This is a genomic window from Komarekiella delphini-convector SJRDD-AB1, assembly GCF_014831675.1.
GTDB lineage: Bacteria > Cyanobacteriota > Cyanobacteriia > Cyanobacteriales > Nostocaceae > Komarekiella.
In genome coordinates this window covers 1-23,468 of record NZ_VJXY01000073.1, presented here as the reverse complement: position 1 = coordinate 23,468, position 23,468 = coordinate 1, and the positions used below count along the sequence as shown (strand labels likewise).

At 40.8% G+C, this 23,468-nt stretch carries 24 protein-coding genes and 2 pseudogenes; 8 read left to right on the top strand and 18 right to left on the bottom strand.

Features of this window, described 5'->3' with window-relative positions; genetic code table 11:
• Nucleotides 1-130 precede the first annotated feature (130 nt).
• The 3 genes and pseudogenes from FNW02_RS40015 to FNW02_RS40410 all read right to left on the bottom strand — a co-directional run bounded on the left by FNW02_RS40015 (nt 131) and on the right by FNW02_RS40410 (nt 3,328).
• Nucleotides 131-523: pseudogene (locus FNW02_RS40015) on the bottom strand (class I SAM-dependent methyltransferase).
• A 37-nt stretch (nt 524-560) separates the two neighbouring features.
• Complete coding sequence (locus tag FNW02_RS33945; RefSeq protein ID WP_191761923.1) at nt 561-1,442, bottom strand: ATP-grasp domain-containing protein; 882 nt, start codon at nt 1,440-1,442, stop codon at nt 561-563.
• Nucleotides 1,443-1,504: 62 nt separating this feature from the next.
• The gene (locus FNW02_RS40410) at nt 1,505-3,328 is read right to left on the bottom strand and encodes an intein-containing RctB family protein (protein WP_191761922.1); all 1,824 of its coding nucleotides are present in this window, start codon (nt 3,326-3,328) and stop codon (nt 1,505-1,507) included.
• Nucleotides 3,329-3,717: 389 nt separating this feature from the next.
• Here FNW02_RS40410 and FNW02_RS33935 point away from each other — a divergent pair, with 389 nt between their 5' ends.
• A complete protein-coding gene (locus FNW02_RS33935; protein ID WP_191761921.1) occupies nt 3,718-4,470 on the top strand; it encodes an SDR family oxidoreductase in 753 nt (250 codons plus the stop codon).
• Between the two features lie 58 nt (nt 4,471-4,528).
• On the opposite strand, the gene FNW02_RS33930 is transcribed toward FNW02_RS33935, so the two are convergent.
• A complete protein-coding gene (locus FNW02_RS33930; protein ID WP_191761920.1) occupies nt 4,529-4,780 on the bottom strand; it encodes an RNA-binding S4 domain-containing protein in 252 nt (83 codons plus the stop codon).
• 58 nt (nt 4,781-4,838) lie between these two features.
• On the opposite strand from FNW02_RS33930, the gene FNW02_RS33925 reads away from it, so the two are divergent.
• On the top strand, nt 4,839-4,994 hold the full coding sequence (locus FNW02_RS33925) for a hypothetical protein (RefSeq protein WP_191761919.1): 156 nt from the start codon (nt 4,839-4,841) through the stop codon (nt 4,992-4,994).
• 12 nt (nt 4,995-5,006) lie between these two features.
• Here FNW02_RS33925 and FNW02_RS33920 read toward each other — a convergent pair whose 3' ends face one another.
• On the bottom strand, nt 5,007-5,540 hold the full coding sequence (locus tag FNW02_RS33920) for a hypothetical protein (RefSeq protein ID WP_225226112.1): 534 nt from the start codon (nt 5,538-5,540) through the stop codon (nt 5,007-5,009).
• 86 nt (nt 5,541-5,626) lie between these two features.
• On the opposite strand from FNW02_RS33920, the gene FNW02_RS33915 reads away from it, so the two are divergent.
• The 4 genes from FNW02_RS33915 to FNW02_RS33900 all read left to right on the top strand — a co-directional run bounded on the left by FNW02_RS33915 (nt 5,627) and on the right by FNW02_RS33900 (nt 8,741).
• The gene (locus tag FNW02_RS33915; RefSeq protein WP_191761918.1) at nt 5,627-6,544 is read left to right on the top strand and encodes a class I SAM-dependent methyltransferase; all 918 of its coding nucleotides are present in this window, start codon (nt 5,627-5,629) and stop codon (nt 6,542-6,544) included.
• Nucleotides 6,541-7,269, top strand: coding sequence for an HAD family hydrolase (locus FNW02_RS33910; RefSeq protein WP_191761917.1), 729 nt, complete (start codon nt 6,541-6,543; stop codon nt 7,267-7,269). The genes FNW02_RS33915 and FNW02_RS33910 overlap by 4 nt, the downstream gene beginning before the upstream one ends.
• A 328-nt stretch (nt 7,270-7,597) precedes the next feature.
• Entirely contained in the window at nt 7,598-8,194 is a 597-nt protein-coding gene (locus FNW02_RS33905; protein ID WP_191761916.1) for a hypothetical protein, read from the top strand.
• 61 nt (nt 8,195-8,255) lie between these two features.
• A complete protein-coding gene (locus tag FNW02_RS33900; RefSeq protein ID WP_191761915.1) occupies nt 8,256-8,741 on the top strand; it encodes a TIGR00725 family protein in 486 nt (161 codons plus the stop codon).
• 3 nt (nt 8,742-8,744) lie between these two features.
• Here FNW02_RS33900 and FNW02_RS33895 read toward each other — a convergent pair whose 3' ends face one another.
• From FNW02_RS33895 to acsF, 3 genes are all read right to left on the bottom strand, one after another.
• A complete protein-coding gene (locus FNW02_RS33895) occupies nt 8,745-9,446 on the bottom strand; it encodes a Coq4 family protein (protein ID WP_431356838.1) in 702 nt (233 codons plus the stop codon).
• Between the two features lie 308 nt (nt 9,447-9,754).
• A complete protein-coding gene (locus FNW02_RS33890; RefSeq protein WP_162394977.1) occupies nt 9,755-10,066 on the bottom strand; it encodes an RNA recognition motif domain-containing protein in 312 nt (103 codons plus the stop codon).
• Nucleotides 10,067-10,520: 454 nt separating this feature from the next.
• Complete coding sequence (acsF, locus tag FNW02_RS33885) at nt 10,521-11,597, bottom strand: magnesium-protoporphyrin IX monomethyl ester (oxidative) cyclase (protein ID WP_191761914.1); 1,077 nt, start codon at nt 11,595-11,597, stop codon at nt 10,521-10,523.
• Between the two features lie 596 nt (nt 11,598-12,193).
• Here acsF and FNW02_RS33880 point away from each other — a divergent pair.
• Nucleotides 12,194-12,691 carry a TM2 domain-containing protein gene (locus tag FNW02_RS33880; protein ID WP_191761913.1) on the top strand — a complete coding sequence of 166 codons (498 nt, stop codon included), beginning with the start codon at nt 12,194-12,196 and terminating at the stop codon, nt 12,689-12,691.
• On the opposite strand, the gene FNW02_RS33875 is transcribed toward FNW02_RS33880, so the two are convergent.
• The 8 genes and pseudogenes from FNW02_RS33875 to FNW02_RS33840 all read right to left on the bottom strand — a co-directional run bounded on the left by FNW02_RS33875 (nt 12,688) and on the right by FNW02_RS33840 (nt 20,923).
• Complete coding sequence (locus tag FNW02_RS33875; RefSeq protein ID WP_191761912.1) at nt 12,688-13,365, bottom strand: DUF2996 domain-containing protein; 678 nt, start codon at nt 13,363-13,365, stop codon at nt 12,688-12,690. The genes FNW02_RS33880 and FNW02_RS33875 overlap by 4 nt on opposite strands.
• 212 nt (nt 13,366-13,577) lie before the next feature.
• A complete protein-coding gene (locus tag FNW02_RS33870; protein ID WP_191761911.1) occupies nt 13,578-14,189 on the bottom strand; it encodes a Uma2 family endonuclease in 612 nt (203 codons plus the stop codon).
• 8 nt (nt 14,190-14,197) lie between these two features.
• On the bottom strand, nt 14,198-15,265 hold the full coding sequence (locus FNW02_RS33865) for a threonine aldolase family protein (protein WP_191761926.1): 1,068 nt from the start codon (nt 15,263-15,265) through the stop codon (nt 14,198-14,200).
• A 109-nt stretch (nt 15,266-15,374) separates the two neighbouring features.
• Nucleotides 15,375-15,650, bottom strand: a complete 276-nt coding sequence (locus FNW02_RS33860) for a MoaD/ThiS family protein (protein ID WP_191761910.1) — start codon at nt 15,648-15,650, stop codon at nt 15,375-15,377.
• Between the two features lie 143 nt (nt 15,651-15,793).
• On the bottom strand, nt 15,794-17,098 hold the full coding sequence (gene thrC / locus FNW02_RS33855) for a threonine synthase (RefSeq protein WP_191761909.1): 1,305 nt from the start codon (nt 17,096-17,098) through the stop codon (nt 15,794-15,796).
• Between the two features lie 182 nt (nt 17,099-17,280).
• Nucleotides 17,281-19,608 carry an adenylate/guanylate cyclase domain-containing protein gene (locus FNW02_RS33850; protein ID WP_191761908.1) on the bottom strand — a complete coding sequence of 776 codons (2,328 nt, stop codon included), beginning with the start codon at nt 19,606-19,608 and terminating at the stop codon, nt 17,281-17,283.
• Between the two features lie 634 nt (nt 19,609-20,242).
• A pseudogene (locus FNW02_RS33845) lies at nt 20,243-20,377 on the bottom strand (Uma2 family endonuclease); the annotation flags it as partial.
• Between the two features lie 93 nt (nt 20,378-20,470).
• On the bottom strand, nt 20,471-20,923 hold the full coding sequence (locus tag FNW02_RS33840) for a hypothetical protein (protein WP_191761907.1): 453 nt from the start codon (nt 20,921-20,923) through the stop codon (nt 20,471-20,473).
• A gap of 223 nt (nt 20,924-21,146) precedes the next feature.
• Here FNW02_RS33840 and FNW02_RS33835 point away from each other — a divergent pair, with 223 nt between their 5' ends.
• Entirely contained in the window at nt 21,147-21,506 is a 360-nt protein-coding gene (locus tag FNW02_RS33835; protein WP_191761906.1) for a VOC family protein, read from the top strand.
• 322 nt (nt 21,507-21,828) lie between these two features.
• Here the strand turns inward: FNW02_RS33835 and FNW02_RS33830 are convergent, their stop codons facing one another.
• Nucleotides 21,829-22,803, bottom strand: coding sequence for a 2-hydroxyacid dehydrogenase (locus tag FNW02_RS33830; protein WP_191761905.1), 975 nt, complete (start codon nt 22,801-22,803; stop codon nt 21,829-21,831).
• A 14-nt stretch (nt 22,804-22,817) separates the two neighbouring features.
• On the bottom strand, nt 22,818-23,330 hold the full coding sequence (locus tag FNW02_RS33825) for a ZIP family metal transporter (RefSeq protein WP_225226110.1): 513 nt from the start codon (nt 23,328-23,330) through the stop codon (nt 22,818-22,820).
• Between the last annotated feature and the right edge of the window lie 138 nt (nt 23,331-23,468).

Below are 23,468 nucleotides of genomic sequence, written 5' to 3'. Positions count from 1 at the left end.
TTCTTTTCTGGCTCCTTGGGGAATATATCTTCAAACAACTTCCATTCCAGATCGCTTAATCCTTCAAATCGCCCAGCCATACCTTGATACAACTTACCGTCATCAACAGCAGATTATCATATTGCTGCTATTAGTGGGATAGATTCAAGTATGCGATCGCAGTGGAACAAAGAATTACATCAAAACTTTCATCATTGAAGTTTACATACTCTGCATCTGCTTCAATTAGTTCAATATTTTGCAAGCCTAATTCCTCAATCTTCTGTCGTGCTTAAGCAAGCATCCCTGAAGAAAAATCTACTCCGATTACTTTTCCCTCAGAGCCGATAATTTGTGCAGCAGCAATGGCAATGATACCTGTACCAGTTGCCATATCCAATACTTTTTGTCCCTTCTGTAATTGAATTCGTTCTAATAGAGGGAGAGCGCGATGGATAGTGTAATCGTTATCGTAAGTAGTTCTGCTATTAAAGAAATTAATTACTTTTTGCTTGTATTGTTGCTCGTATTGGCTATTTTGCATAATATACTTATGTATTCGCTGGTCAAATATGAAAATATTAGTATATGTCTTTCAACTTATTCCACAACTCCAAAGCAGGAATTTGACAAAGACCAGCAAATTGAGCATCTGCTGTCTCGATCACGATCCAATCTCCACTTTCTAATTGCCCAATATCAATTGCCACATAAGGAACATCAAGACGTTCAGAGGCTAAAATTGCCAAGTTTAACACCTGTTTTTCTTCTTGTTGTGATAACTTGCTCAAATCATTTTGCCCATCCCAATAATATCCATATTTGAGAACCTGCTGTTTATAAATAAAGCATCTAAATTCTCTTCCCATTGGGAAGCCATTGGGAGCTAAACGTTGATGTCTCAACTTCACTAGCTTTCTAACAATAACTCTGCCTCGCGAATGTTCTTTAAATTTTAATAACAATTCTGTTATTTTAATCAATTCTTTTTGATTATTTGCTATGCAAAACTTCCACCCTTGCATCTTTATAGATTGAACTGTGCCTTTAACAAACACAGGAAATCCTAATAATTCACCAGCTTCTATACATTCGTCTGTCGAATTAATTACCACACTATCAGGTGTTAATCCTTTTAAGTGCGGATAAAACAGATTAAACTCCAAAGCTTTCTGGTGTTCTAATGGAGTATTAAGTAATCTTATCCCCTTAGCTAAAGCAGCTTGATATATAGTTTCATAACGCTCCAATTTTGGGATATATCCTACCCAGATACCAGCAGTTTCTACAGCAGACTTAGGAATATGCCATAGAGCATTTTCCGCTGTACCACAGCGTTGGAAATCTCGCGGTATATAGTAGACCTTGCACCCCAATATTCTGGCGGTCTCAGTCATTAATTTATTTTCGCTAGCACTGGCTGATGACTCTATTTGTTCCGTCGATTCGCTTAAAACAATCATCTATTTCTCAGCGTACCTTTGCGTTTAAAAAATAAAAAAGTGGGCAATGCCCACTACTAAACTCAACCTTTCACACAAACAACTTGCTTGAGCGTTGCTACAACCTCAACTAAATCCGCTTGATTTGCCATCACTTGGTCTATCGGTTTGTAAGCGCCGGGAATTTCATCTAAAACGCCAGTATCTTTGCGGCATTCTACACCATTGGTTTGCTCAATCAAATCATCAAGTGTATAGACATTTTTTGCCTTATTTCTAGACATTAAACGCCCCGCCCCATGACTACAAGAGCAAAAGCTATGAGCATTACCTTTACCTTTAACGATGAAAGACTTTGCCCCCATCGAACCAGGAATAATCCCATAATCTTCAGTCTGGGCGCGGACTGCACCCTTGCGAGTAACATAAACATCCTCATCAAAATGCACTTCTTTTTCAGCGTAATTGTGATGGCAATTTACCTGCAATAAGGGCTTAGTTGCCTTACCACCCGCCAGATGCTTCTCGACTATGTGCTTAAAACGCGCCATCATCACATCGCGGTTGACACGCGCATAGTCTTGGGCCCACTGCAAATCGTGCCAATATGCCTGAAATTCTGGCGTACCAGCCACAAAGTAAGATAAATCAGGATCAGGCAATTGATTACCTGCCATCTTGGCTAATTCCTTTGCTGTGTGAATGTGGCACTGAGCTAGATTATTGCCGATGTTGCGTGAACCAGAATGCAGCATCAGCCAAACTTGGTTCTCTGTATCGAGGCATACCTCTATAAAATGATTACCTCCGCCAAGAGAACCCATTTGTTTCATTGCCTTGGCTTGTAAGTCCTGTACTCCGCGATGCAAGTCTTGAAAATCACCCCAGCGTTGCCAGTTAATGACAGATTTTTCAACGTCTTTGTTTTCGTTAAACCCAGTAGGAATTGCCGCTTCAATATCCAAGCGGATTTTCTTCAGTTTGCCTTCTAGTTGTTCAGCAGTAAATGGCGTTTTGATGGCAGACATACCACAGTTGTGTACAAATACTCCGGCTTTAAGCGCGAAATTATGGTACTCCGGTACTATGAGACAGTAAACGTCCTCGGTATAATCTAGAGGAATCACTGCTACAACTTTGTGATTATATTGATGTTCTTTTGCGCGGTGATTGTCAAGTCCAATTGGAGTTTTGACTTCTGCATCAAGATTCTGTGGTCGATTATCAGATTCCTGGAAATTGCGATGATGAATGACTGTTCTTTGTCCTTCAAATTGAGGAATTTTGCCGAGTAAACCTGATCGCGCTATAATCCAATGGGCTTTTTGCCATCTGCTAGAGTATGGCTGAGCAATCAGGGTATAGCCATCTTTATCAGTCTGAGTGTAAAAGGGCATTAAAGAAGTCCCTATTTGAAGTAACTCGGCTTCTTTATAGGTTCCGTCCCGAAGCATGAATTGATGATCGGGAGTACAGATAATTTCCTCGTCGTTATCTAAAATAACTTTTACGAGTGGAGTGTTTCGTCTAGTTAGCTTAGCAGTTGCTTGAGCAGCGACGATTTTTCCTGTAGGGGTGCAAGAATAGATGATAAATTCTTTACCCTGTGCTGCTAAGTCTTGAATACGATAAGATTTTCCATCTACTAAAGGAACTAAAGTATCTCCCACAAAGCAGCCAATATCTACGCCCACAGCCGCAGGTATAATTGCCTCTTTTGTAGCAATTACCGAACCTACTAAAGCACCTTTACCTAGATGGACATCTGGCATTAAGGCCACGTGCTTAAACACAAATGGTAGCGATGCCACATTCTTTGCCATTTTAGTTTCTTCTGAACCCAAGGGATGATTCGCCCATGAGAAAACCGGTGCTAGTGTAGTAATTTCTAACTTTTCGTAGGGCATAATTTTTTCTATTTTGGATTTTTCAGTTTAGTTTTGGAGGTTGAGGCGAAATTTCGCACTTATCCACTAAATTATTTGTAACAAGTTAAAGATACCGTTGGCGAATTCGTCAACGCAGTGTACTAGCTGGTTAATTCAGCAATGAAATGATTGAGCGCTTTTTGGACAGCTTTGTAATTAGAGGCTTGCTTACTTAGCTTCAGTGCCAACAAAACTTGTTCACTACGTAATAATGAGAACTTAGAAGCAACAGCTGATGCTGGATAAAAAAACTTAGGAGAATTCAAGCGCCTTTATTTGATTGATTTTGAAGAAAAACTGTTGGATTTTATCGAGCAAAAAAGTCGAACCAATCGCTCACATACAGATTGAATAACAGAAGAGGAAATATGACAATTCTTTCAGGACGCGCCTGGATTACTGGTGCTAGTAGTGGGATTGGTGCAGCCACAGCCAAGATACTAGCAAAGAACGGGGCAAAAGTGGTTTTATCGGCACGCCGCACGGAGCAACTCGAACTGCTCTCCCAGGAGATTGAGCGTGCAGGCGGTCAGTGTGTGATCAAAGCGTTGGATGTGACTGACCGTGAGGCAGTGGCACAACTTGGCGATGAACTTGAAACGATGGGTGGCGTAGACATTCTAATCAACAATGCCGGTTTAATGCCGCTCTCACCCATGCTTGAAGGACGCGTAGATGAGTGGGAGCGAATGATTGACGTGAATATTAAGGGACTTCTCTACGTCATTCATGCCGTCCTTCCCGGCATGGCTAAACGCAAACACGGTCATATTGTAAATATTGGCTCCGTGGCTGGACGTTTTGCCTTTAAGGGAGCGGCTGTCTACTGCGGAACCAAATTCGCGGTACGCGCCATTTCAGATAGTCTGCGCCGGGAAGCAATCGAATACGGTGTGCGGGTGACTGACATTGAACCAGGAGCAGTGGCGACTGAACTCGCCGATTCGATCAAGCATGAGGCAACTAAAGAAGCTGTTACTGGACAAGGCGGTTTTTATGCCCCGGATGCAAATATTCTTCAGGCTGAGGATATTGCCAGCGCAATTCTTTATGTGCTGAGTCAACCCGATCGCGTTAATGTTGGTGAGTTGTTGATTCGTCCGCGTATTCAAGAACTTTAAGTCGTACAAATATTGGACGGACTACAGAGAAGGTGGCGATCGCCACCTATAAAATTTTTCACCCGGTTTGTTCTGGAAACACTGTTACTACCTCTTGGTCTTGGCTGTTGTCTAAATTAACCTCAAAAGTCTGTCCTGCCACTGTCACTTGATCACCCCGTACTAGTCGCTTTCCTCGTCGGGTTTCCACCACACCGTTTAGTAGTACATCGCCACCTTGAATCAACAGCTTGGCTTGCCCTCCAGTTGGCACTATACCCATTAACTTTAAAAACTGACTTAACTTAATTGTGTTGTCTCTGGGTTTCATAGTAAATAAAAGTACAGTTTCTTAATTGTATAGTGGCGTTATCAAGCTAAAGCAGATATTGCAAGCTCCAATTACTTCTATGTTGCCTTTAGCGAAAAGTGCGATCGCTGAAAGCGGGCGTTTCGCCATCGCCCCTTTTGGTCAGCCAAACAAGCAAAGTAATTTTTATATTTCTTTTAAACAACGTATGATTACAATGCTAAAAAAAACTTAATTTTTGCTCAATTTATAAAGTTGTTTTTATACCATTCAATACCAAATTACTTGGTTCGGGTACTGTTTTTGCAACAATATCTCCAGAATTAGTATCTAGTATTAAGTCAGAATCAGATTGAGGAACCTGAAAGAGTGATAAGTTGTTATTAATTGTTCCTGATAAATAAATTTCACCAGTAACTTCACCCCCTAAATCTATTGAACCAAATATTTCTTGGGTAACTGTATTAAAGTTAAATTTGAAATAATTAGTGTTTGAAATGCCTTTCATCACGTTATTATAAGAGGCGATAAGATTATTTAAAGGGTCAAAAAAAGAAATATTCAGAGATTGTAAAACATGGGTTTTTCCAGGCCCATTCTCAGAGAAAGTAGCTGGGGCTGTACTTTCGTTATAACTAAATAAGCCTTTAGCTAAATAATTTCCACTACCATTCCAAGCAAAGTTAAATGTAGCAGCTTGAGAAGTAGATATTCCCATCAAGGTGATAGTAATAACTATCCCTAATGTCAAGATTAATTTTGACAAAAGTTTTTTCATCATATTACCGCTTTTTCCCAAATGCATTAAAATTTGTAAAGAAAATAACTTTGATTTAAACAACCCTTTAGAGTAGCCACACAATACCTATGGCAGTGCGTCAAGATACAATCTGGGAACGTTTTTTATCGCCTGTAGTGCGTCTTTTGATTGATGAGGAAGGATTGCGGCGTTACGCTGATAGTATTGACTGGGAGAAAGAAAGCGATCGCTTCCGCCGAGAGGATGTGATCATGCCTCCGTACTACATTAGCCAAAACTTTCACGGTATTACAGGCGGGTATCTCAAATCTAGCGCAGCAGTTACTTACGACCCAATTACTCAATACGTTTTACCACCTAATGAAACTATAGTACGTCAAGCTTTAATTGATGCTATCAAAGTACAACCACGACGCATACTCGATTTAGGCTGTGGTACAGGTTCCACTACCTTAATGTTAAAGCAAGCTTTCCCCGAAGCAGAAGTCATTGGTTTGGACTTATCACCCTATATGCTGGTAAGGGCAGAAGACAAAGCTAGAACTGCTGGTTTAGATATAGTCTGGCGACACGGGAATGCGGAGAAAACCGGATTCAGCGATGCATCGTTTGACTTGGTGACAGCTTCTCTGCTATTTCACGAAACACCAAATGCAGTATCTCAAACAATTCTGCGGGAAAGCTTCAGGTTACTGGTAGTTGGTGGGCAAGTATTGATTCTAGATGGTAATCAGAAAACCCTACGTCAGTTAGATTGGCTCAATGATGTTTTTGAGGAGCCGTATATTCGTGAGTATGCTGCTGGCAATATAGATGCGAGTATGGGTGCAGCCGGGTTTGAAGCGGTAAGGACTCAGGATGTATGGTGGACAAATCAGGTAACGAGTGGAGTAAAACCCATTCCCGCAAAAGATACAACTATTCAAAAAAATGTTACACGGTACTCTGTGACATCAAGAGACAACACAATAGATAATAATGATTTGGAGGGACTTGAGTCTCCGGCGTTTGGCGTAATGGCATGAGTTTAAAGGCAGTTCTCTTTGATTTTAATGGTGTCATCATTAACGATGAGCCAATCCACTTGCAACTGATAGATGAGATTCTCGTTCAAGAAAATCTCCAACCCCAAAGGGTCGATGAGCGTCAAGCTTCTTTAGGACGAAGCGATCGCGCTTGTTTTCAGCAACTATTTGCTAATCGCGGTCGAGTAGTTAGTGAAAACTATTTAACTCAGTTGCTATACCGCAAGGCTCAAGCTTATGTGTTGGAACTAGAGAAAATCGAAAAACTGCCTTTATATCCAGGTTTAGAAGATTTGATATTTCAGGTGCGATCGCGCAATCTGAAACTAGGGTTAGTCAGTGGTGCTATTCGCAAAGAAATAGAACTGGTACTCAGTCGTGCCAATCTAGCTGAGTACTTTAAAATTATCATAGCTGGTGATGATATTACTACCAGTAAACCAGAACCCGATGGTTATTTACTAGCAGTAAAACGCCTCAACCAAGAATTCCCTGCTTTGAATCTCCAACCACAAGAGTGTCTAGCAATTGAAGATACTCCAGCTGGTGTCCAAGCCGCAAAACGAGCACAGATGCAGGTAGTTGGGGTAGCGAATACTTACCCATTCCACATGCTCCAGCGTTACTGTAACTGGACAGTTGATTATCTGAGTGATTTAGAACTCGAACGGGTGCAAGAAGTGTTTTCCCAAAAAGAATTTCAGCCTACAGTCAGTGAATGTTAAGATACTGCAATTAAGTGTATGTACTTAGGAAAAGCTTCTAGATCATTAGCTCATAATTCACGGCGTGTCATATTGTCAAAATTGGGTTTAGTCATGAACCCGCTCTAAAGTTAGCTAATTGTTAAAGGTTGCTAGATCTGCTAAGTAAATGAGTTGCGGTTTTTGACTAGATAATCATTGAATTTCTTTACAAAAATTTTACAATAGTCCCGTATTTTCCCGTAACACGCAAAGTTTTCGTCAATATTTTTAGTACGAGATCCGAAATACTACGAATTTAGTTTAGTAGTTGGTTATATAACTATAAAATTTAGCCGTACCCAACTCGATGAAGCGATGTCTACGACGGTCTACGCCTACGCATCTTGTCCAAATCGCCATGATAGTTCTATTTTCCATTGGCAGTCTTGGCGTTATCGGGGGAAGTTTTTTTCTCAGAAAAGCTTTTAGCAGTGCCAGTGAATCAGAGTTAATCACGGATACATCGCGCTATAGAGAAGTTCGTAATCAACTTTGGTCTGGTAATGACCTTGGACATTTTCCTAACGAGATTCCTGCTGATGCTAAAGACGTCCGCATTGTCTACTCTCCAGGATTTTTGCAAGGAGGCAGTTATTTTCAAGTTAGGCTGAAACAGTCACCAGAAAAGATTCAAAAATTACTTTCACAATACAGAAGTATTGCTAAACACGAATATATTGGTGGTAACACCAACGAGCATATCAACTTACCTAATGGTGTACCAACAACTTTCTTCTATACCAGTGAATCTTCTGCGGAGTCTTTTCCTGCTACATATCAAATATTAGTATTAGAAGCAAATGATAGAGGCAGACCTGGCTTTAAATGGAATCACGGCGATAGTTATGGTGTAGCGATTAATAGTTCAGCTTCAGAAATTGTCTATTGGACTGAGCAATGGTAGATATAGCTAAGGCTCAGATTCCTGACTTTTTAGAGAAGTCGGGAATCTATGTAAAATCGCGATGAGAAAGATCATTATTGGGGTGATGGGCCCTGGAGAAAAAGCTACAGCAAATGAGTTGCAAAATGCCTACGCACTAGGTAAACTCATAGCTCAACAAGGATGGATTCTACTCACTGGCGGTAGGAATGTGGGGGTAATGGATGCAGCAAGTAATGGTGCAAAATCCAGTAACGGTTTAACTATTGGCATTCTCCCCAGCGGTAATCAAAATGGTATTTCTGAGGCATTAGATATTGCCATTTTTACAGACATGGGAAATGCTCGAAATAATATTAATGTACTTTCCAGTGATGTAGTGATTGCCTGTGGTATGGGTGCGGGAACTGCTTCAGAAATTGCTTTAGCTTTGAAAGGAAATAAGAAAGTAATTTTGTTGACTGACGATGAAGAAAGCAAAGTTTTCTTCAAAAAACTATTGCCCGAAAACGTTTATATTGTTGAGAGTGTAGTAGATGCGATCGCTACTGCCAAAGCAATTTTATAATAGTTAAGTTTGGATAAAAGTTTGAGACTGTTGAATTAGCGAAAGTTGCGGTAATCCCAAACGTTTTCTCACCTCATTAATCGGTTCTTTCCAGTAGTCTTCAAAGCGGTAGCCCAGCAAAAAATCGGCTTTTTTGCCCAGTTCGCGTCCTTTTTTTAAGTTGGCAAAAATCGTTTTGATTTGCTGGGGAGCTAGGATAGGATAAAGTACTGTGGCAAACAAAAGGCTAATTTTTAGTGATTTGCTGTATTTTTGCTCAGCAGCGAAAGCAAGAACACCTATTTCACCCGCATAGCTAGTATCAAAGCCAAGTAAGACATGAAAAATGTCGTGAGTAACAATGTATCGCAGAGAAAACACATTGCGTCTAGCAATGTCTTCTAATTCGGGACTAATGTTTAGTGGCTTGAGATTATTTACCTGCATATGATGAGCATATTCTCGCCCAAATGTGCCTTGAGAGTATTGACTTAATGTCTCCAAATTAATTGGCGGATGATATCCCATCACCTGTTGCAGTTTAGAAGCTACTTCAAGAGACGCTTTTGCACCTAAAAGATTAGATTTAAGAATGGCAAAATCGCCTAGATTTTCCGAGTCTTTGTAAGCCAAAACTGCTTTGATTTGTTTCAGTTTTTTGAGCATGTTGACTTTTTTAGGTGTGCGATCGCAAATAAATTCTAGACTTAAGGTTGCACTACTCATCCACACCCAAGACTTTCCCTTATAAGCACTTCTTAAGTCCAATTTAGTCTAGGAAAAGGTTAAAGGTTAAAGGGTAAGAGTAAATTTCAGCCTTTCCCCTTTCCCCTTAACCAAAAGGTATTACATACACACCTGGAAGTCTTAATCTTTTTCCATATAAAAAGCTCAGGCACTAATGCCTGAGCTTATATCAAATTCTACATCATAAAAATGCGGCTATAAAGATGACCGCTGTTTTAGAAAGTTTTTAGCTTGCTAAAACTTGAACTAGGAGACTTTTAGATCTAAAAGGGTTTAGTCTATTTGGATTAGTAACGGTTGTTGCGGTTGTAACCACCGCCACCGCCGCGATTACCACCAAACGAACCTCCTCTATCTTCTTTGGGCTTGGCCTTGTTAACTTTGAGGTCACGTCCCATCCACTCAGCACCATCAAGAGCTTCGATAGCTGCTGTTTCTTCGGCTTCTGTACCCATTTCCACAAAAGCAAAGCCGCGCAGGCGGCCTGTTTCACGGTCAGTGGGTAGTTGAACCCGTTTTACAGAACCATATTCTGCAAAAACAGCGCTCAAAGCATCTTGGGTAACTTCATAAGAGAGGTTGCCTACGTAAATCGACATAAAATGTCTCCAAAATCATAAGAGTGTAGAGATTTAGATTTCGGAGAGAAGTCTGTAAATACCAAAAGGGAAAAACCTGTCAATACTAAACACAAACGCTATCGCCGAATTAATTCTCATTTCATCACCTAGGTTAACATAACAACAAACTATCTGGGGAATTGAATCGAAAAACTGTTATAAAAAGTTATATTAACGATTTATCTCTAAATACGGAAATATGGTAAAGACTAGATTATACATAACATTTTCTAAATCATTATTGTGACTCTAGCTGTCTTGCCTGTAAATGATATGAGGCTGGAATAGCTGATGGCTGCTCAATGAGTAACTAGTGTTTATGCGGTATTATCTTGTCCATCAAATTAATTTAGACAGGCACTTTCAGATAAAAATAAAAAAAATGGTTCTGTTTAAGGCAGAACCATTAAAACTTTCATAAACGTGTTATGACTTAGCGAGCCGCTCCTTGAGCAGGAACAGCATCAATCGGTTTCATCAGATAAAGCTGCAAAAATTGCCAGCCACTTGAAATGTAAAGCGGTAACTTCTGGAAAAATTGCAGGAATTTGGGAGTATTGGAGTTAGCGATCGCGCTCAGCTTTTCGTTATTCTTTATACAAAGATCCAACCGTTGATAAAATTCAGGATTCTCTACATCCAGCATTACTGGAAAAACTCTACCTGCGGTTTCGTTGGTCTTTTTAATTACGTAGATGTCGTATTCTCGTGCATCTAATCCAATTGAGGCATAAAAATCCTTGCGTTGGATGTCATTGAGATACATTGTTACAAACACCGACAAGAGGAAAAACCGACTCCACAGCCGTGCTTTCCAATCATTTAACATCTGCGGCTGAGACTTCATGATGGCATCGAAGAAATCACCGTGACGGTTTTCATCTTGACACCAGTTCTCAAAGAATCGGAAGATTGGATAAATTCGGTCTTCAGGATGTGCTTCTAAATGCCGATAAATGGTGATATACCGCCAATAACCAATCTTTTCAGAGAGATAAGTAGCGTAAAAGATAAATTTCGGCTTAAAGAATGTATAGTCGCGGCTCTTAGTCAAAAACCCTAAATCTAGAGACAGATTAAAGTCCGACATGGCTTTGTTCAAAAAGCCAGCATGACGAGCTTCATCCCGTGACATTAAGTTAAAGCACTCTGCTAAGACAGGGCTTTTGTCCTTCAGGCGACGACCGAGTTCTTTGTACAGCAAAAAGCCGGAAAACTCAGCAGTACAAGAACGTTCTAGAAATTCAACGAATAATTGGCGAGTTTCACCATCAATGTGATCCCAGGATTGTTCAAACTCTGCATCCCGAACAAAGTGATGGCGGTTGTAGTCAGCGCGAAACTCTTCCAAAATGGCTTTTAACTCGTCTTCATTGACGGAGATGTCCATCCGCGCCATTTCATCAAAATCGGTAGTATAAAACCGAGGTGTTAACAGGGTTTCTTTTGCCGGGACTTTAATCCCTGGCCGCATTTCTTCAAAGCCTGGTTTTTTAAGGGAATCTACCATGTCTTGATTGCTCTTTTGTCTTTATTATCTTGAGTTCACCCTTCGGGTGATGCCTCCGGCACGCCCGCCGCAGGATGCCCGCTTCGGGCTGTAGGGCTAACGGCAGTTCCTCATGGGGGAAATCCCCTTGGCGCTAGCCTCTCCCTTTGGGAGAAGACCGGACTGCTTTACCAGAAAGCCAAAGGTAATGTTCTGGCAAGGCGCAACAGTTGACAATAATCCATTTGTATAAAAATCAGTCTACCAAGGTGAAGGTTAGAAACTCTAAATTAAACGTTAAGAGTTGCAACATCCTTCAATCTTTACGGAATCGAGGATTGGGAATTTGTAGTCATATCCACATAGATCAATTAGAGTAGCATCAGCTCATCGTATTCTCAAAATACCACTGCTTCAGTAATTTTATGTGGTTGTTACTATAATAAAGTAGGTAATTCTATCATAATTTGCTCCTTTTGGAATAAATAACTACTCCTCAGTTAGCATAATTCCTGAAAATTTCTAATTATCTTAGCTAACCATGCTGATATGAAACAAAACAGTAAGAGAAAAGCATCTTTAGACAACAAGAGCGAATCTAAGGGGTTGAAAACAAGATGAATCTTGAAAACAATCAGCATAAAGACCGACTTCTTGTATCTTACATTCTAAGTGCGGCGCTGTTTTTCGGTTTAGGAGGGCTGCACCGCCTATACAATGGCAAGATAGGGACGGGTTTAGTGTGGCTATTGACTGGGGGTATGTTTGGCGTAGGACAGTTTGTGGATATATTCCTCATACCTAATATGGTTGATGAATACGAACACAACCTCAAGATAAAAGCGGGTTTATCTCCCTTGGGTGTACCCCTAAATCAAGCGGTAGTTGCCTCTCAAGTCCGCCGCTCAACTGGTAATCAACTTATGGTTGAGTTGATTGAAGCAGCAGAAAACAAAGGCGGTAGCCTAACCGTGACTCAAGGTGTAAAGGCAACGGGAGCCAGTTTTGCGGAAGTGGAAGCTACTCTTAAGGAAATGTTTAAATCCGGTTATGTGAAGATAGATAACGACCCCATTACTGGAGCCGTTACCTACCACTTTCATGAACTTAACTAATTTCTACCTAGCCACTTTTGACCATTCAAGCGCTGTACTAAACCAAATACCAACAGGTCAAGTGTAATTTTGCGCTCATCGATTAAGAATGACTCAAGAGTACTAGGTTTTTTGCCTTCATTACAGGAAAAACCTTTTTTCCCTTGAATATCTTCTTCGGGGAAATACAGGTTAAATTGACGCAGACCGTTTTCCGACCAACTACCGATAACTTGCCAGCATTCTTCGGCGGATTCAAAGCCCTTGATTGACACCTTCTGCTTAGCAAAAGATACTTCTAAGTTTTGCACACCTTGCTGAGCGATCGCTTTTTGTAAAGCTGGCAAGTAGTCTTGCTGAATAAACTCCACAAAAGGTTTATCTTCAACAGCTGGGGCTTTTTCCTTTTTTGCAGCTTTCGCGGCGGGTTTTTCGCCTGCTGCGGGTTTTTCTCCTACTGCATCTTTAGCTGCGGCTGCGGGTTTTTCTCGTTTGGGGGGTGCAGCGGGTTTTGCAGCATTGGGGTTAGTTTCTGGATTCGCGGCTTCCGGGTCTGGCGCGTTGGCAGTAGGAAGGTCTGTCGCTTCGGGTGAGTTTGTACTAGGAGCGTTTTCTTCAGCGACACTGGGAGCCTGCTTGTCAACAGTGCTGGGAGCCACTTCGCCAGCTTCATTATGATTTTTTGCTTCTGCCATTGCTCAGGTCAATCCTTTGTCTAGCTTTAAGCGCGATCGCTCACCTTGAGGTATCGGGTATTTTCATTTTGACATACTAGAGTATGGCGAATGCTAGCAATTTTGATTGCGATCGCTCTCAGTTAGCTTATGGCTCTGGGTTGCAATTTATAAATTACAGAAAACTTTCTTGGCGTGGAAAAGGGACTACTGTCACTTGATGACATTACGCTTTAGCCCTGGGGTAAAATGGGCGGAGTCTGTGAGCGAATAGCGCGAAGAAATTCTTTGATTGCTTGTGGTTGTTCTTGTGGTCTAATGTATTGTGCTAACAATTGCAAGTCTAAATCTGGAAAGAACTGGCTATGAACAACTTCTCGATAGTTGGCTTCGCGCAGATCATAAAGGGTTAGCTGGTTATTCTGCCAAATCAAAACTTCTGGAATACCAAGGCCTTTGTAGACAGCTAATTTATCCACTCCTCCACTCGTCAAATTAACTTCAATTGCAAAATCTGGTAGTTCTTTGAGAGTATTCACACAATAACATTCGTCAGGTTCTAGTCCTCGCGCCTTAGCTTCACGTCGAAAAGTGGTTGAGCCATAGCCATGTAAAGGAATATCAATCTCCTCTGCATAGCGTTCTAGGAGCCTTGTAATGACCTTTTTGAGCATTTCATGTTCAGCAGAGGGCATAAAGATTTCTAAAGTTCCCTCAAGGTAGATGAGCCGTAATCCAGGATAATCCCCAAGAGTTGCTAATAAGCTTTCGTACTGCTCCCAGGTAACGCTAGGCAAGACTACCCGTTGTTCTTCAACGTTGTAAAGATATTCCGTTAGAACCATTGCTGTTCTCAGAAATCATCATATTTTATTGTATCGCTCTCAATAATTGCGTTCTTAATATCACTAATCAATTCATCAATTCTAGATTGAGTTGTGTTCCAAGAACACATAAAACGAACTCCTCCCACACCAATAAATGTGTAAAATTGCCAATTCTTTGCTTTTAAACTATGAATGACAGGCTCAGGTAATTTAACGAATACGGCATTTGCTTCTCTAGGAAACATTATCTCAATGCCTTCTATATCTAATAGTTGATTTTCTAGATATTCAGCGCATTGATTAGCATGTCTAGCATTTTTTAACCACGCGCCAGTTTCCAATAAACCTAACCAAGGAGCGGAGATAAACCGCATTTTTGAAGCTAACTGACCTGCTTGCTTGCAACGATAATCAAAATCTTCTGCTAAGGCTTTGTTAAAGAAAATAATGGCCTCACCTAATGCCATTCCATTCTTTGTCCCGCAGAAACACAATACATCAATTCCAGTTTTCCAAGTAATCTCAGCAGGACTTTTATTCATGGCGGCAACTGCATTTGCAAAACGAGCGCCATCCATGTGAATTTTTAAGTTATGCTTTTTTGCAACTTCTTTAATACCAACAAGTTCTTCAATAGAATATAAAGTTCCCAATTCAGTTGATTGAGTGATACTAATAACTTTAGGTTTTGGATAATGAATATCAGTACGTTTAATTACAATTGCTTCTATATCTTGTGATGCTAACTTGCCATTTTTACCCTGAGCAAGTAACAATTTAGAGCCATTAGAAGCAAATTCGGGTGCGCCACATTCATCTGTTTCTATGTGCGCTGTCTCATGACAAATAACGCTGTGATAAGACTGACAGAGTGCGGCTAAGGATAAAGAATTTGCCGCTGTACCGTTAAAAGCAAAAAATACTTCACAATCAATTTCAAAGAGTTCCCGAAAATAATCTGTTGCTTTTTGAGTCCATTCATCATTACCATAGGCTGGAACACTGCCATGATTAGCTCTAATCATGTATTCCAATGCTTCAGGACAAATACCAGAAGAATTATCACTCGCAAACTGTTCTGAGAGGCTACTCATAATCTCTATTTTTGTCCCCATAATAATAAGATAGGGGAACGACAATTACTTGCCGTGTCCCTAACGGCAAGCTTATAAGTTTTATTTACTAAATTAGATTTTCTCTGTATTAACCACCTGCAACAGCAGGGACAATACTTACTTCATCGCCATCTTTTAAAGGTGTATCTGTCCCTTCCAAAAAGCGGATATCTTCGCTATTGAGGTACAAATTTAGAAATCGGCGGGGCTTTCCGGCTTCATCGCACAACCGCGATTTAATCCCAGGAAAGTTTTGTTCTAATGAGTCCAATAATTCAGCAATGTTGCTACCACTGCATTCTAGGGTAGCTTGATTATTAGTAAAATTCTGTAGAGCAGTAGGAACTAAAACTGTTATAGCCATAGAAGTGGAAATTTAAGAGTGAAGAGTAGAAACTTATCTTTTGTCTTTGGTTCTGACAAAGAGAGAAGTCTGAGCGGAGACTTCCTCCGATCAGAACTTCTCCTAAAGGAGACGCTGCGCGAACGGGGACAAGTGACAAAAGATTAAACAAGGACTTGTTGCCATTCCAAGCGATCTAGTGTACGCGATCGCTCTAGGGCACGTTCAAAACTATCGAGTTTGGCGTCAATTGTCAAAGGTTCGCCAATATAGCCTTGAACTGCTTCTTGGGTTTTCAAACCATTGCCAGTGATGTAAACCACGGTAGTTTCATCTGGATTTATCTTGCCAGCTTCTACCAATTTTTTCAGTACAGCAACAGTTGTTCCACCAGCCGTTTCTGTAAAGATGCCTTCGGTTTCTGCCAGCAGTTTGATGCCTTCAATAATTTCTGCATCATTGACTGATTCAATATTACCGTTAGTTTTCTTAGCTATCTCTACAGCATAAATACCGTCTGCTGGATTACCGATCGCGATCGACTTAGCAATTGTATTCGGTTTCACTGGCTTGATAAAGTCGCTATTTTCTTTGAATGCTTGGGCGATGGGGGAACAGCCTTCGGCTTGAGCACCGCTGAAACGGACATTCTTACCTTCTACCAAACCAACTTCGACAAATTCTTGGAAACCCTTGTAAATTTTAGTAAACAGTGAACCAGAAGCTAAGGGAGCAACGATATGGTCAGGTAGCTGCCAACCCAGTTGTTCTGCAACTTCAAAGCCCAGTGTCTTTGAACCTTCAGAGTAGTAAGGACGCAGATTGATATTGACAAAACCCCATCCGTATGTATTAGCAACTTCTGAACAGAGGCGATTTACCTGATCATAGTTGCCCTTCACAGACATGAGAGTAGGACTATATATCAAGCTACCCAGAACTTTACCAGCTTCTAAATCTGCGGGAATAAAAACACAGCAGTCTAAACCGGCGTGAGCGGCGATCGCAGCGGTAGAATTTGCCAAGTTACCTGTGCTAGCACAAGAAACCGTGGAAAAACCCAACTCTCGCGCACGGGTGAGGGCGACTGACACCACTCGATCCTTGAAGCTGAGGGTGGGCATATTAACGGCATCATTTTTTATATAAAGCTTGTTTAAACCTAGGCGACGGGCGAGGCGGTGGGAACGAACTAAGGGAGTCATACCTGTTCCCACGTCAATAACATTATTAGTTGCAACAGGCAAAAAGGGACGATAGCGCCAAATAGAATTTGGCCCGGCTTGGATTGTTTCACGAGTGACGGTCAGACGTAGAGCATTATAGTCATACTTGACTTCTAACGGCCCAAAGCATAACTCACAAACATTGCTGGCTTTGAGTTCATATTCCGCACCACATTCCTTACACTTTAAGGCTTGAAAGGTGGCAGTGGTCGTTTGGTTTTGGGTCGTTACTGCTTGAGTCATAAACTAGCTTTCCCTGTTTGTCTTGGCGACTGTCGCCTGATAGTAACACGAGCCAAAATACTAGTCAAACATACCCGACAAAAATAGTCGGGTATGTTTTTGGCAAAAGTTTAAGGAGCTGAATGCTGAGTCAAGAGTCAGTATTTATTCACCCCCTGCTCCCCCTGCCTCGTCTGCTCTCTTCACTTCTGTCCAACCAACAGATAAGTTGTCATTTTTCCTTTACCTTTAACTTCAATTTCGCCTCGCTTTTCAAATAAAAATTCGTCACGCAAGCGTTTATAAGTATTTTCTGTTACCTGAATTTTGTCAGCAATTCCTTGAGATTCTACGTATTTAGCAATCTCTATAAGGTTTTCACGTGTACTATTAGTATTATTTACTGCTTTAATTACTCTATCTGCAACAATACCGCTATGGATACCAATGCGGATGCTGAAGTTTTGATGATTCTCGGCATTGAACAGAGCGATCGCTTTTTGCATGTGCAGCGCTATTTGGGCGATCGCTTGGGTATGCTCACCTACTATCATATAACCATCATTAATAGTCTTGATTTTCTTTAAACCATATTGTTCAGTAAGGTAGTCAAAGGCTGAGAAAATTGAATTGAGTAAGTTTACCAGTTGAAGCGCACTCATAGAAGCAGCAATATCAGTCAAGCCAATGATATCTGCAAACAAAACTGTGACATCAGCAAAATCTTCAGCAATACTATCTGGTTGTTCTTTTAGGCGATGTTTGATTGCTGATGGCAAAATATTCAACAACAAGCATTCAGTTTGTTGTTGATAATGTAGTACTTCCTTTGCTGCTAGTCGCTGGGTAATGTTGCGAAAAATGCCACGAGTAACAACTGGATGACCTTCTACAAATTTACAGTTTATGTTACCTTCTAGAAAAACTGTTTGACCATCTTTGGTAAGGAATGCAGTTTGAACTTGTTCCAGTTTTTCACCTGAAAGCAAGCGATAAAATTTTTGACGACAACGCTGTTGAAAATGAGGATGTATGATATCAAAGAGATTCATGTGACTAATTTCAGCTTCGCTATATCCCAAAGTTTCTCGCCATGCACGATTGACATATAAAAAATGACCAGATGCATTAACACATTGAATCAAGTCATTAGCATTTTCAAATAAATCTCGATATCTTTCTTCACTTTCTACAAGGGCATCTTCTGCTTGTTTGCGTTTGATAAACTGGGCAATTTGGCTACCAATAGAACCCATCATTTGCAATAAGTCTGTATCTTTTCGTTGTATCTCTCGACTAAAGAAAACCATCACCCCTAAGATTTCATGATCATCTAGGATGGGGAAGCCAAATGCTGCGTGCAATCCAGCTTCGGCTGCGGGTTGCGATCGCTGTAAGTCACCATCTTCTGTGATATCGTTAATCCAAAGGGGGGAACGTCGTATCCAAATCCGACCAGGCAAACTAATACCAGGAGTATAGGTAGTTTGCCAAGTAATTGCTTTAAACTCTCGAACAGAAATTATTCGACTTGACCAAATTTCTACACACCTTAGTATTGCATTAATACTGTGCCCTGGAACTGATTTACTGATGTATTGATTTGGCGTCCAAAGTTCACCTAAATCCCATCCTAAACTTTGACAAATTGATTGCAGAATTTGCGGAATCGCCTGTTTTATGCTCTGGGATTCTGATAATATACGGGTTATACTATACTGAGCGTAAGTGCGCTGTTCACGATTTAAACGAGTAGTAATATCTCGACCAATATAAACAATATCTTCCAAGCCTTCTATTTTTTTTTTAACCACTGAACAGGAAAAAGCAACTAATAACTTTTCTTTAGCTTTTGTTCTACAAACTAGCTCTAAATTCTGAGAGTATTTTTTTAAAGAAGTATATTGTTGAATTACTTTTATTAATCCTTGCTCATCATCAATTATCAGCGATATTGGTTGATTAATTAATTCTTCTTCATTAAAACCAAATAACTTTTGGGCGGCATGATTTACTTTTTTTATTTTTCCTAAACTATTTGTTACCAATAAAGCATCTGCCATTGAAAGGATAACTTTATCCATATAATTTTTATATGACATCAAGGCACTTGATAGCATACGTGCTTCATTAGCTCGTTGTGCTAACTTTTGTTGTAAAACCATTCTGTCAGTAACATCCTCAATCAGGATAATTAATCTATTATCAGATTCCTTTGTATCCTGTTCGCCGATGATATATATATCCATATATACATTGGATTTATCATCATTACATCGTCCAATACCTTGTAATTCAAATAGTTCCTGTTTTCCTTGTAAAATAGATTTTAGAATATCTTCAAGTCCAATAAACTCAGGAAAACTTAGTCGAACATCTTTTCCTGACATCACTTCCTTGGGGCGATCAGCAAACCGTTGTACTTGCTCAGATGTATCTACGATGCAAAAATTATCATCCAGTTCCAAGCGTTCAAATTTACGTGGAAAGGAAGGTTTGTTAAAAATCCAATCTAGTACTTGGTATTTCATTGTGATGTGAGAATAAGCTTGAGACTTTGCTTGAAAATAATGATCAGAGGGTATAGAAGGAGAAAACTTCAACCTGTTGCCCTATGACGCCATTACTCCACTGAAATATCAGGATTCAGGAGTCAGGACTGACAATTAAAAATTTAGCGCTTTTGATGATTCTTTCAAAGATTTGCTCAATATACAAGCCTGTTGGGGCAGATTTTATAGAATTTGCCAATACTCAGTTTTATTACTGAAGTTAATATTGATTGATTAAGTGTGCCATTTTTATGATTATAAAATCAGTATGTTTAGTTAAAAAGGACTACAAACCATTTCAAAGGTCTATTTGATATAAATGTAAGTAGATTAATATAATCAAATCAGTGTTTTATATTTGCTATTAATTATCTGACAAGTGGCTAAATTTTTACATTTAGTCAGCAGTTCTTAGTTAAAAATAATATTCAGAATATTTGACTTAAATTTTCCCAATTTACCGATTATTTATGAGAAGCAAGCGATGTCTACGACGGTCTACGCCCACGCACTCTGAATATTCTCTAAAACCGAATCTCAAGTTACAAAATGCAGATATTGAGCATCTAAACCAGCTTGAGTAGTAGAATATCGAGCTATCCGGTGCTACCCAAGAACTGTAGAGAGTTTCAGTCAAAAGGCGCTGTTGCTTCTCACAAAGGAGATTATTCACAGGGGTATCGTCTTCAGTGACGATGTGGTTGATGTGAACAGAAGTTACAATCTCAGTTGTAAGAACTTCAGACATACTTTGATACCACGGTTCAACTATTTTAAAACTTTAAGCGAATAATCCACGCTAGCTTTTTCCAAGTCAGGCTATTATTTGCAAGGTAGCACATTAATTTCCTACTGGTATTACAGAATTGTCGGTAGATGGTTCGGTATATTCGCAAAAGATATTCAATCCAATTTTAAGGATATATAAAACAATAATAGTAGCGATCGCCGGATCAATCGGCAAACCGTTCGCTGTCGCTAAACCCACAAGGGAGACAATCAAACCTGTCAGCAAAGGCGCACTCCCTGGATTCTTTGTGTAGTCTTTAAGTTGACCGCGAAAGCCATCATCGCCGCAGAGTTCTTCACGCAGTACCTTTAGCGTTACTTGCCAAAGAGATTTACCTTGTTGCATGACCGGTTGCCCATTTTTTTCTGTCCATAAATCCTGGAAAGAGCGTTCTAGGTTGCCATTATGCCTTGCCAAATTATCCAATGCATGGACTGCTGGCTCGTAATCTTGCAGAATTTCGCGTGAGACATTGATTTCTGTAATATTTAATTTAGCATCCATAACTTATCCTCATTTTTAGTTTTCAGCGCCAAAATACACTTCATTTTAAGGTCATTAGTCATTAGTCATTAGTCATTTGTCAAGAGTCAAGAGCCATTGGTTATTTCTCCCCCTGCTCCCCTGCTTCCCCTGCTCCTCCACTCCCCCACTCCTCCACTCCCCCTCTGCGTTAGTGGTTCAAATAGGTCAAAATCTAAATAAACCTGATCGCATCTTACTGACAATGCAGATTACCCAGAGTCTTCATACAGCCATTCTCGTTACTGATTTAGAACGCTCCGAACACTTTTATGGCAAGGTATTAGGATTATCTAAAATAGATCGCTCCTTAAAATACTCTGGTGCATGGTATCAAGTTGGCAACTATCAAATTCACTTGATTGTCGCAACCACCGTACCCACCAAAAACCCAAACGAAAAATGGGGACGTAACCCCCACATAGCTTTCTCTGTTGCTGACTTGGACACCGCCAAATTAGAGTTACTCAATTACAATTATCGCATTCAAGCCAGCGCCTCCGGTCGTGCCGCCCTCTTCACCCAAGACCCTGATGGAAATATTATCGAGCTGAGTCAGCAGTGAAAGGAAGTGGGGGAATAGGAAGCAGAGGGGTGGGGGAGCAGGCGAAGCAGGGAGAGAAAATAACCATGCTCCATTCCCTATCCCTCTTTTGTCACTATCTTGAGAGTAGAATTAGAAATAAGGGACGAAACCAAGACAGGGAGCATGAAAGAGCCTCGTTCAGCCGCACCAACGGTTAAGTATGAAAACCTCACGCAGAGGAAGACACTTGCGTGGGCGGGTTCCCCGACTTGAGGAGGCAGTGCGTTGGGCGGGTTCCCCGACTTGTAGCAACTGCCGTCAAAGTGTCCGTCGCGCACCAGACGCAGAGAGAAAGATTGAGTTATTGATAAACTTCAGGGTTGACGCAATAAGGCAAACGATCGCCTGTAAGTCCAGCGATTAAATTAGCAATCGCGATCGCTGCCATTTTTGAGCGTGTCTGGCGGCTGGCACTACCAATATGAGGCGTGATAATCAGGTTATCTAAAGTCAGCAGGGAGCTATCGGTGGGAATTGGTTCTGGTTCTGTGACATCCACAGCAGCAGCGGCAATTTGTCCACTCGAAAGTGCACGATACAGGGAATCTGGATTTATTACAGATCCTCGTGCCGTATTTATTAGGATAGCGGATGGCTTCATGAGCTGAAATTGGCGATCGCTAAAAAGATGATTGGTGTCCTCAGCAAATGGAGTATGTAGGGTAACAAAGTCTGATTCTTGCAGTAAGTATTCTAACGTAGCAAACTCTATGCCGAGGGATTGTTCTAATTCTGGGTTGCATCGATGCTTACTTGTGTACAGAATTTTCATCTCAAACCCTTTAGCACGACGAGCAACCGCTTGACCGATACGCCCAAAACCAACAATACCCAAAGTAGCACCTGTAACATTCGGCCCTAACAATAAATCTGGCTCCCAAGTCTGCCACAAACTTGCACGAGTAAACCGATCTGCCTCTACTACTCGCCGTGCTGCTGCCATCAGTAACGCCCAAGCAAAATCCGCGGTAGCATCTGTTAATACACCGGGCGTATTACCGACTGGAATCTGTCGTGCAGTAGCGGCGGCGATGTCGATGTTATCGTAACCCACCGCCATTTGACTGATAACTTTGAAAGTTCCCAATTCTATGAGTTGCCGATCAATTCGGTCAGTCAACAGACACAGTAACCCATCTATTTCCTTGACCTTTTCTAATAAAACTTCGTAGGGAGGCGGCTGGCGTTCTGTCCAGACTTCGACCCAAGCGTGCGATCGCAGTTGCTCTAATTCTACAGGAAGGCGACGAGTGATGAATACTTTAGCTTGAGACATGGTTAATAAACACATTACCCTAAAGCAATATCTAAAAACATCATGACTACAAAGCCCAACATTACACCGATAGTTCCTTCTTTCTCTAAGCCTTTGCGATGAGATTCGGGGATAATTTCATCACTAATCACAAACAACATTGCTCCCGCTGCAAACGCCATCGCCCAAGGTAAAACAAAATTAGCGACACTCACCACACCTGCACCAATCAAACCGCCAATTGGTTCAACTAAACCTGTAAGCAGAGATATCCAAACTGCATAGCCTGCTGAATACTTTTCAGATACTAAAGATAATGCTACTACTAAACCTTCTGGGATGTTTTGTAAGCCAATTCCCAAGGCTACAGGTATACCGTCGCTAATGTTGTTGTTAGCAAAATTAACTCCTACAGCTAAACCTTCTGGGAAGTTATGAATAGTAATTGCAGCAATAAATAGCCAAATCCGCTGGAGGTTATTACGGCGAACATTTTCTTGTCCTTTAAAAAAATGTTCGTGAGGTAAAAACCGATGTGCCAGCTGCAAAAAGACTCCGCCTAGTAGTCCACCAAGGCATTTTTGCTGGGTAAGCCCCTCTAATTGATAAACTAGTCAAAAAAGGGGTTGAGCATGGCAAAAAAGTATGTTGTAGATTTAAGCGAAGAGGAAGTTTTACAACTGCAA

What these genes read in the sequence shown, in the direction of transcription:
- FNW02_RS33945 (WP_191761923.1), bottom strand. Translation starts at nt 1,442, where the DNA reads ATGATTGTTTTAAGCGAATCGACGGAACAAATAGAGTCATCAGCCAGT.
- FNW02_RS40410 (WP_191761922.1), bottom strand. Translation starts at nt 3,328, where the DNA reads ATGCCCTACGAAAAGTTAGAAATTACTACACTAGCACCGGTTTTCTCA.
- FNW02_RS33935 (WP_191761921.1), top strand. Translation starts at nt 3,718, where the DNA reads ATGACAATTCTTTCAGGACGCGCCTGGATTACTGGTGCTAGTAGTGGG.
- FNW02_RS33930 (WP_191761920.1), bottom strand. Translation starts at nt 4,780, where the DNA reads ATGAAACCCAGAGACAACACAATTAAGTTAAGTCAGTTTTTAAAGTTA.
- FNW02_RS33920 (WP_225226112.1), bottom strand. Translation starts at nt 5,540, where the DNA reads ATGATGAAAAAACTTTTGTCAAAATTAATCTTGACATTAGGGATAGTT.
- FNW02_RS33915 (WP_191761918.1), top strand. Translation starts at nt 5,627, where the DNA reads ATGGCAGTGCGTCAAGATACAATCTGGGAACGTTTTTTATCGCCTGTA.
- FNW02_RS33910 (WP_191761917.1), top strand. Translation starts at nt 6,541, where the DNA reads ATGAGTTTAAAGGCAGTTCTCTTTGATTTTAATGGTGTCATCATTAAC.
- FNW02_RS33905 (WP_191761916.1), top strand. Translation starts at nt 7,598, where the DNA reads ATGAAGCGATGTCTACGACGGTCTACGCCTACGCATCTTGTCCAAATC.
- FNW02_RS33900 (WP_191761915.1), top strand. Translation starts at nt 8,256, where the DNA reads ATGAGAAAGATCATTATTGGGGTGATGGGCCCTGGAGAAAAAGCTACA.
- FNW02_RS33895 (WP_431356838.1), bottom strand. Translation starts at nt 9,446, where the DNA reads ATGAGTAGTGCAACCTTAAGTCTAGAATTTATTTGCGATCGCACACCT.
- FNW02_RS33890 (WP_162394977.1), bottom strand. Translation starts at nt 10,066, where the DNA reads ATGTCGATTTACGTAGGCAACCTCTCTTATGAAGTTACCCAAGATGCT.
- acsF (WP_191761914.1), bottom strand. Translation starts at nt 11,597, where the DNA reads ATGGTAGATTCCCTTAAAAAACCAGGCTTTGAAGAAATGCGGCCAGGG.
- FNW02_RS33880 (WP_191761913.1), top strand. Translation starts at nt 12,194, where the DNA reads ATGAATCTTGAAAACAATCAGCATAAAGACCGACTTCTTGTATCTTAC.
- FNW02_RS33875 (WP_191761912.1), bottom strand. Translation starts at nt 13,365, where the DNA reads ATGGCAGAAGCAAAAAATCATAATGAAGCTGGCGAAGTGGCTCCCAGC.
- FNW02_RS33870 (WP_191761911.1), bottom strand. Translation starts at nt 14,189, where the DNA reads ATGGTTCTAACGGAATATCTTTACAACGTTGAAGAACAACGGGTAGTC.
- FNW02_RS33865 (WP_191761926.1), bottom strand. Translation starts at nt 15,265, where the DNA reads ATGAGTAGCCTCTCAGAACAGTTTGCGAGTGATAATTCTTCTGGTATT.
- FNW02_RS33860 (WP_191761910.1), bottom strand. Translation starts at nt 15,650, where the DNA reads ATGGCTATAACAGTTTTAGTTCCTACTGCTCTACAGAATTTTACTAAT.
- thrC (WP_191761909.1), bottom strand. Translation starts at nt 17,098, where the DNA reads ATGACTCAAGCAGTAACGACCCAAAACCAAACGACCACTGCCACCTTT.
- FNW02_RS33850 (WP_191761908.1), bottom strand. Translation starts at nt 19,608, where the DNA reads ATGAAATACCAAGTACTAGATTGGATTTTTAACAAACCTTCCTTTCCA.
- FNW02_RS33840 (WP_191761907.1), bottom strand. Translation starts at nt 20,923, where the DNA reads ATGGATGCTAAATTAAATATTACAGAAATCAATGTCTCACGCGAAATT.
- FNW02_RS33835 (WP_191761906.1), top strand. Translation starts at nt 21,147, where the DNA reads ATGCAGATTACCCAGAGTCTTCATACAGCCATTCTCGTTACTGATTTA.
- FNW02_RS33830 (WP_191761905.1), bottom strand. Translation starts at nt 22,803, where the DNA reads ATGTCTCAAGCTAAAGTATTCATCACTCGTCGCCTTCCTGTAGAATTA.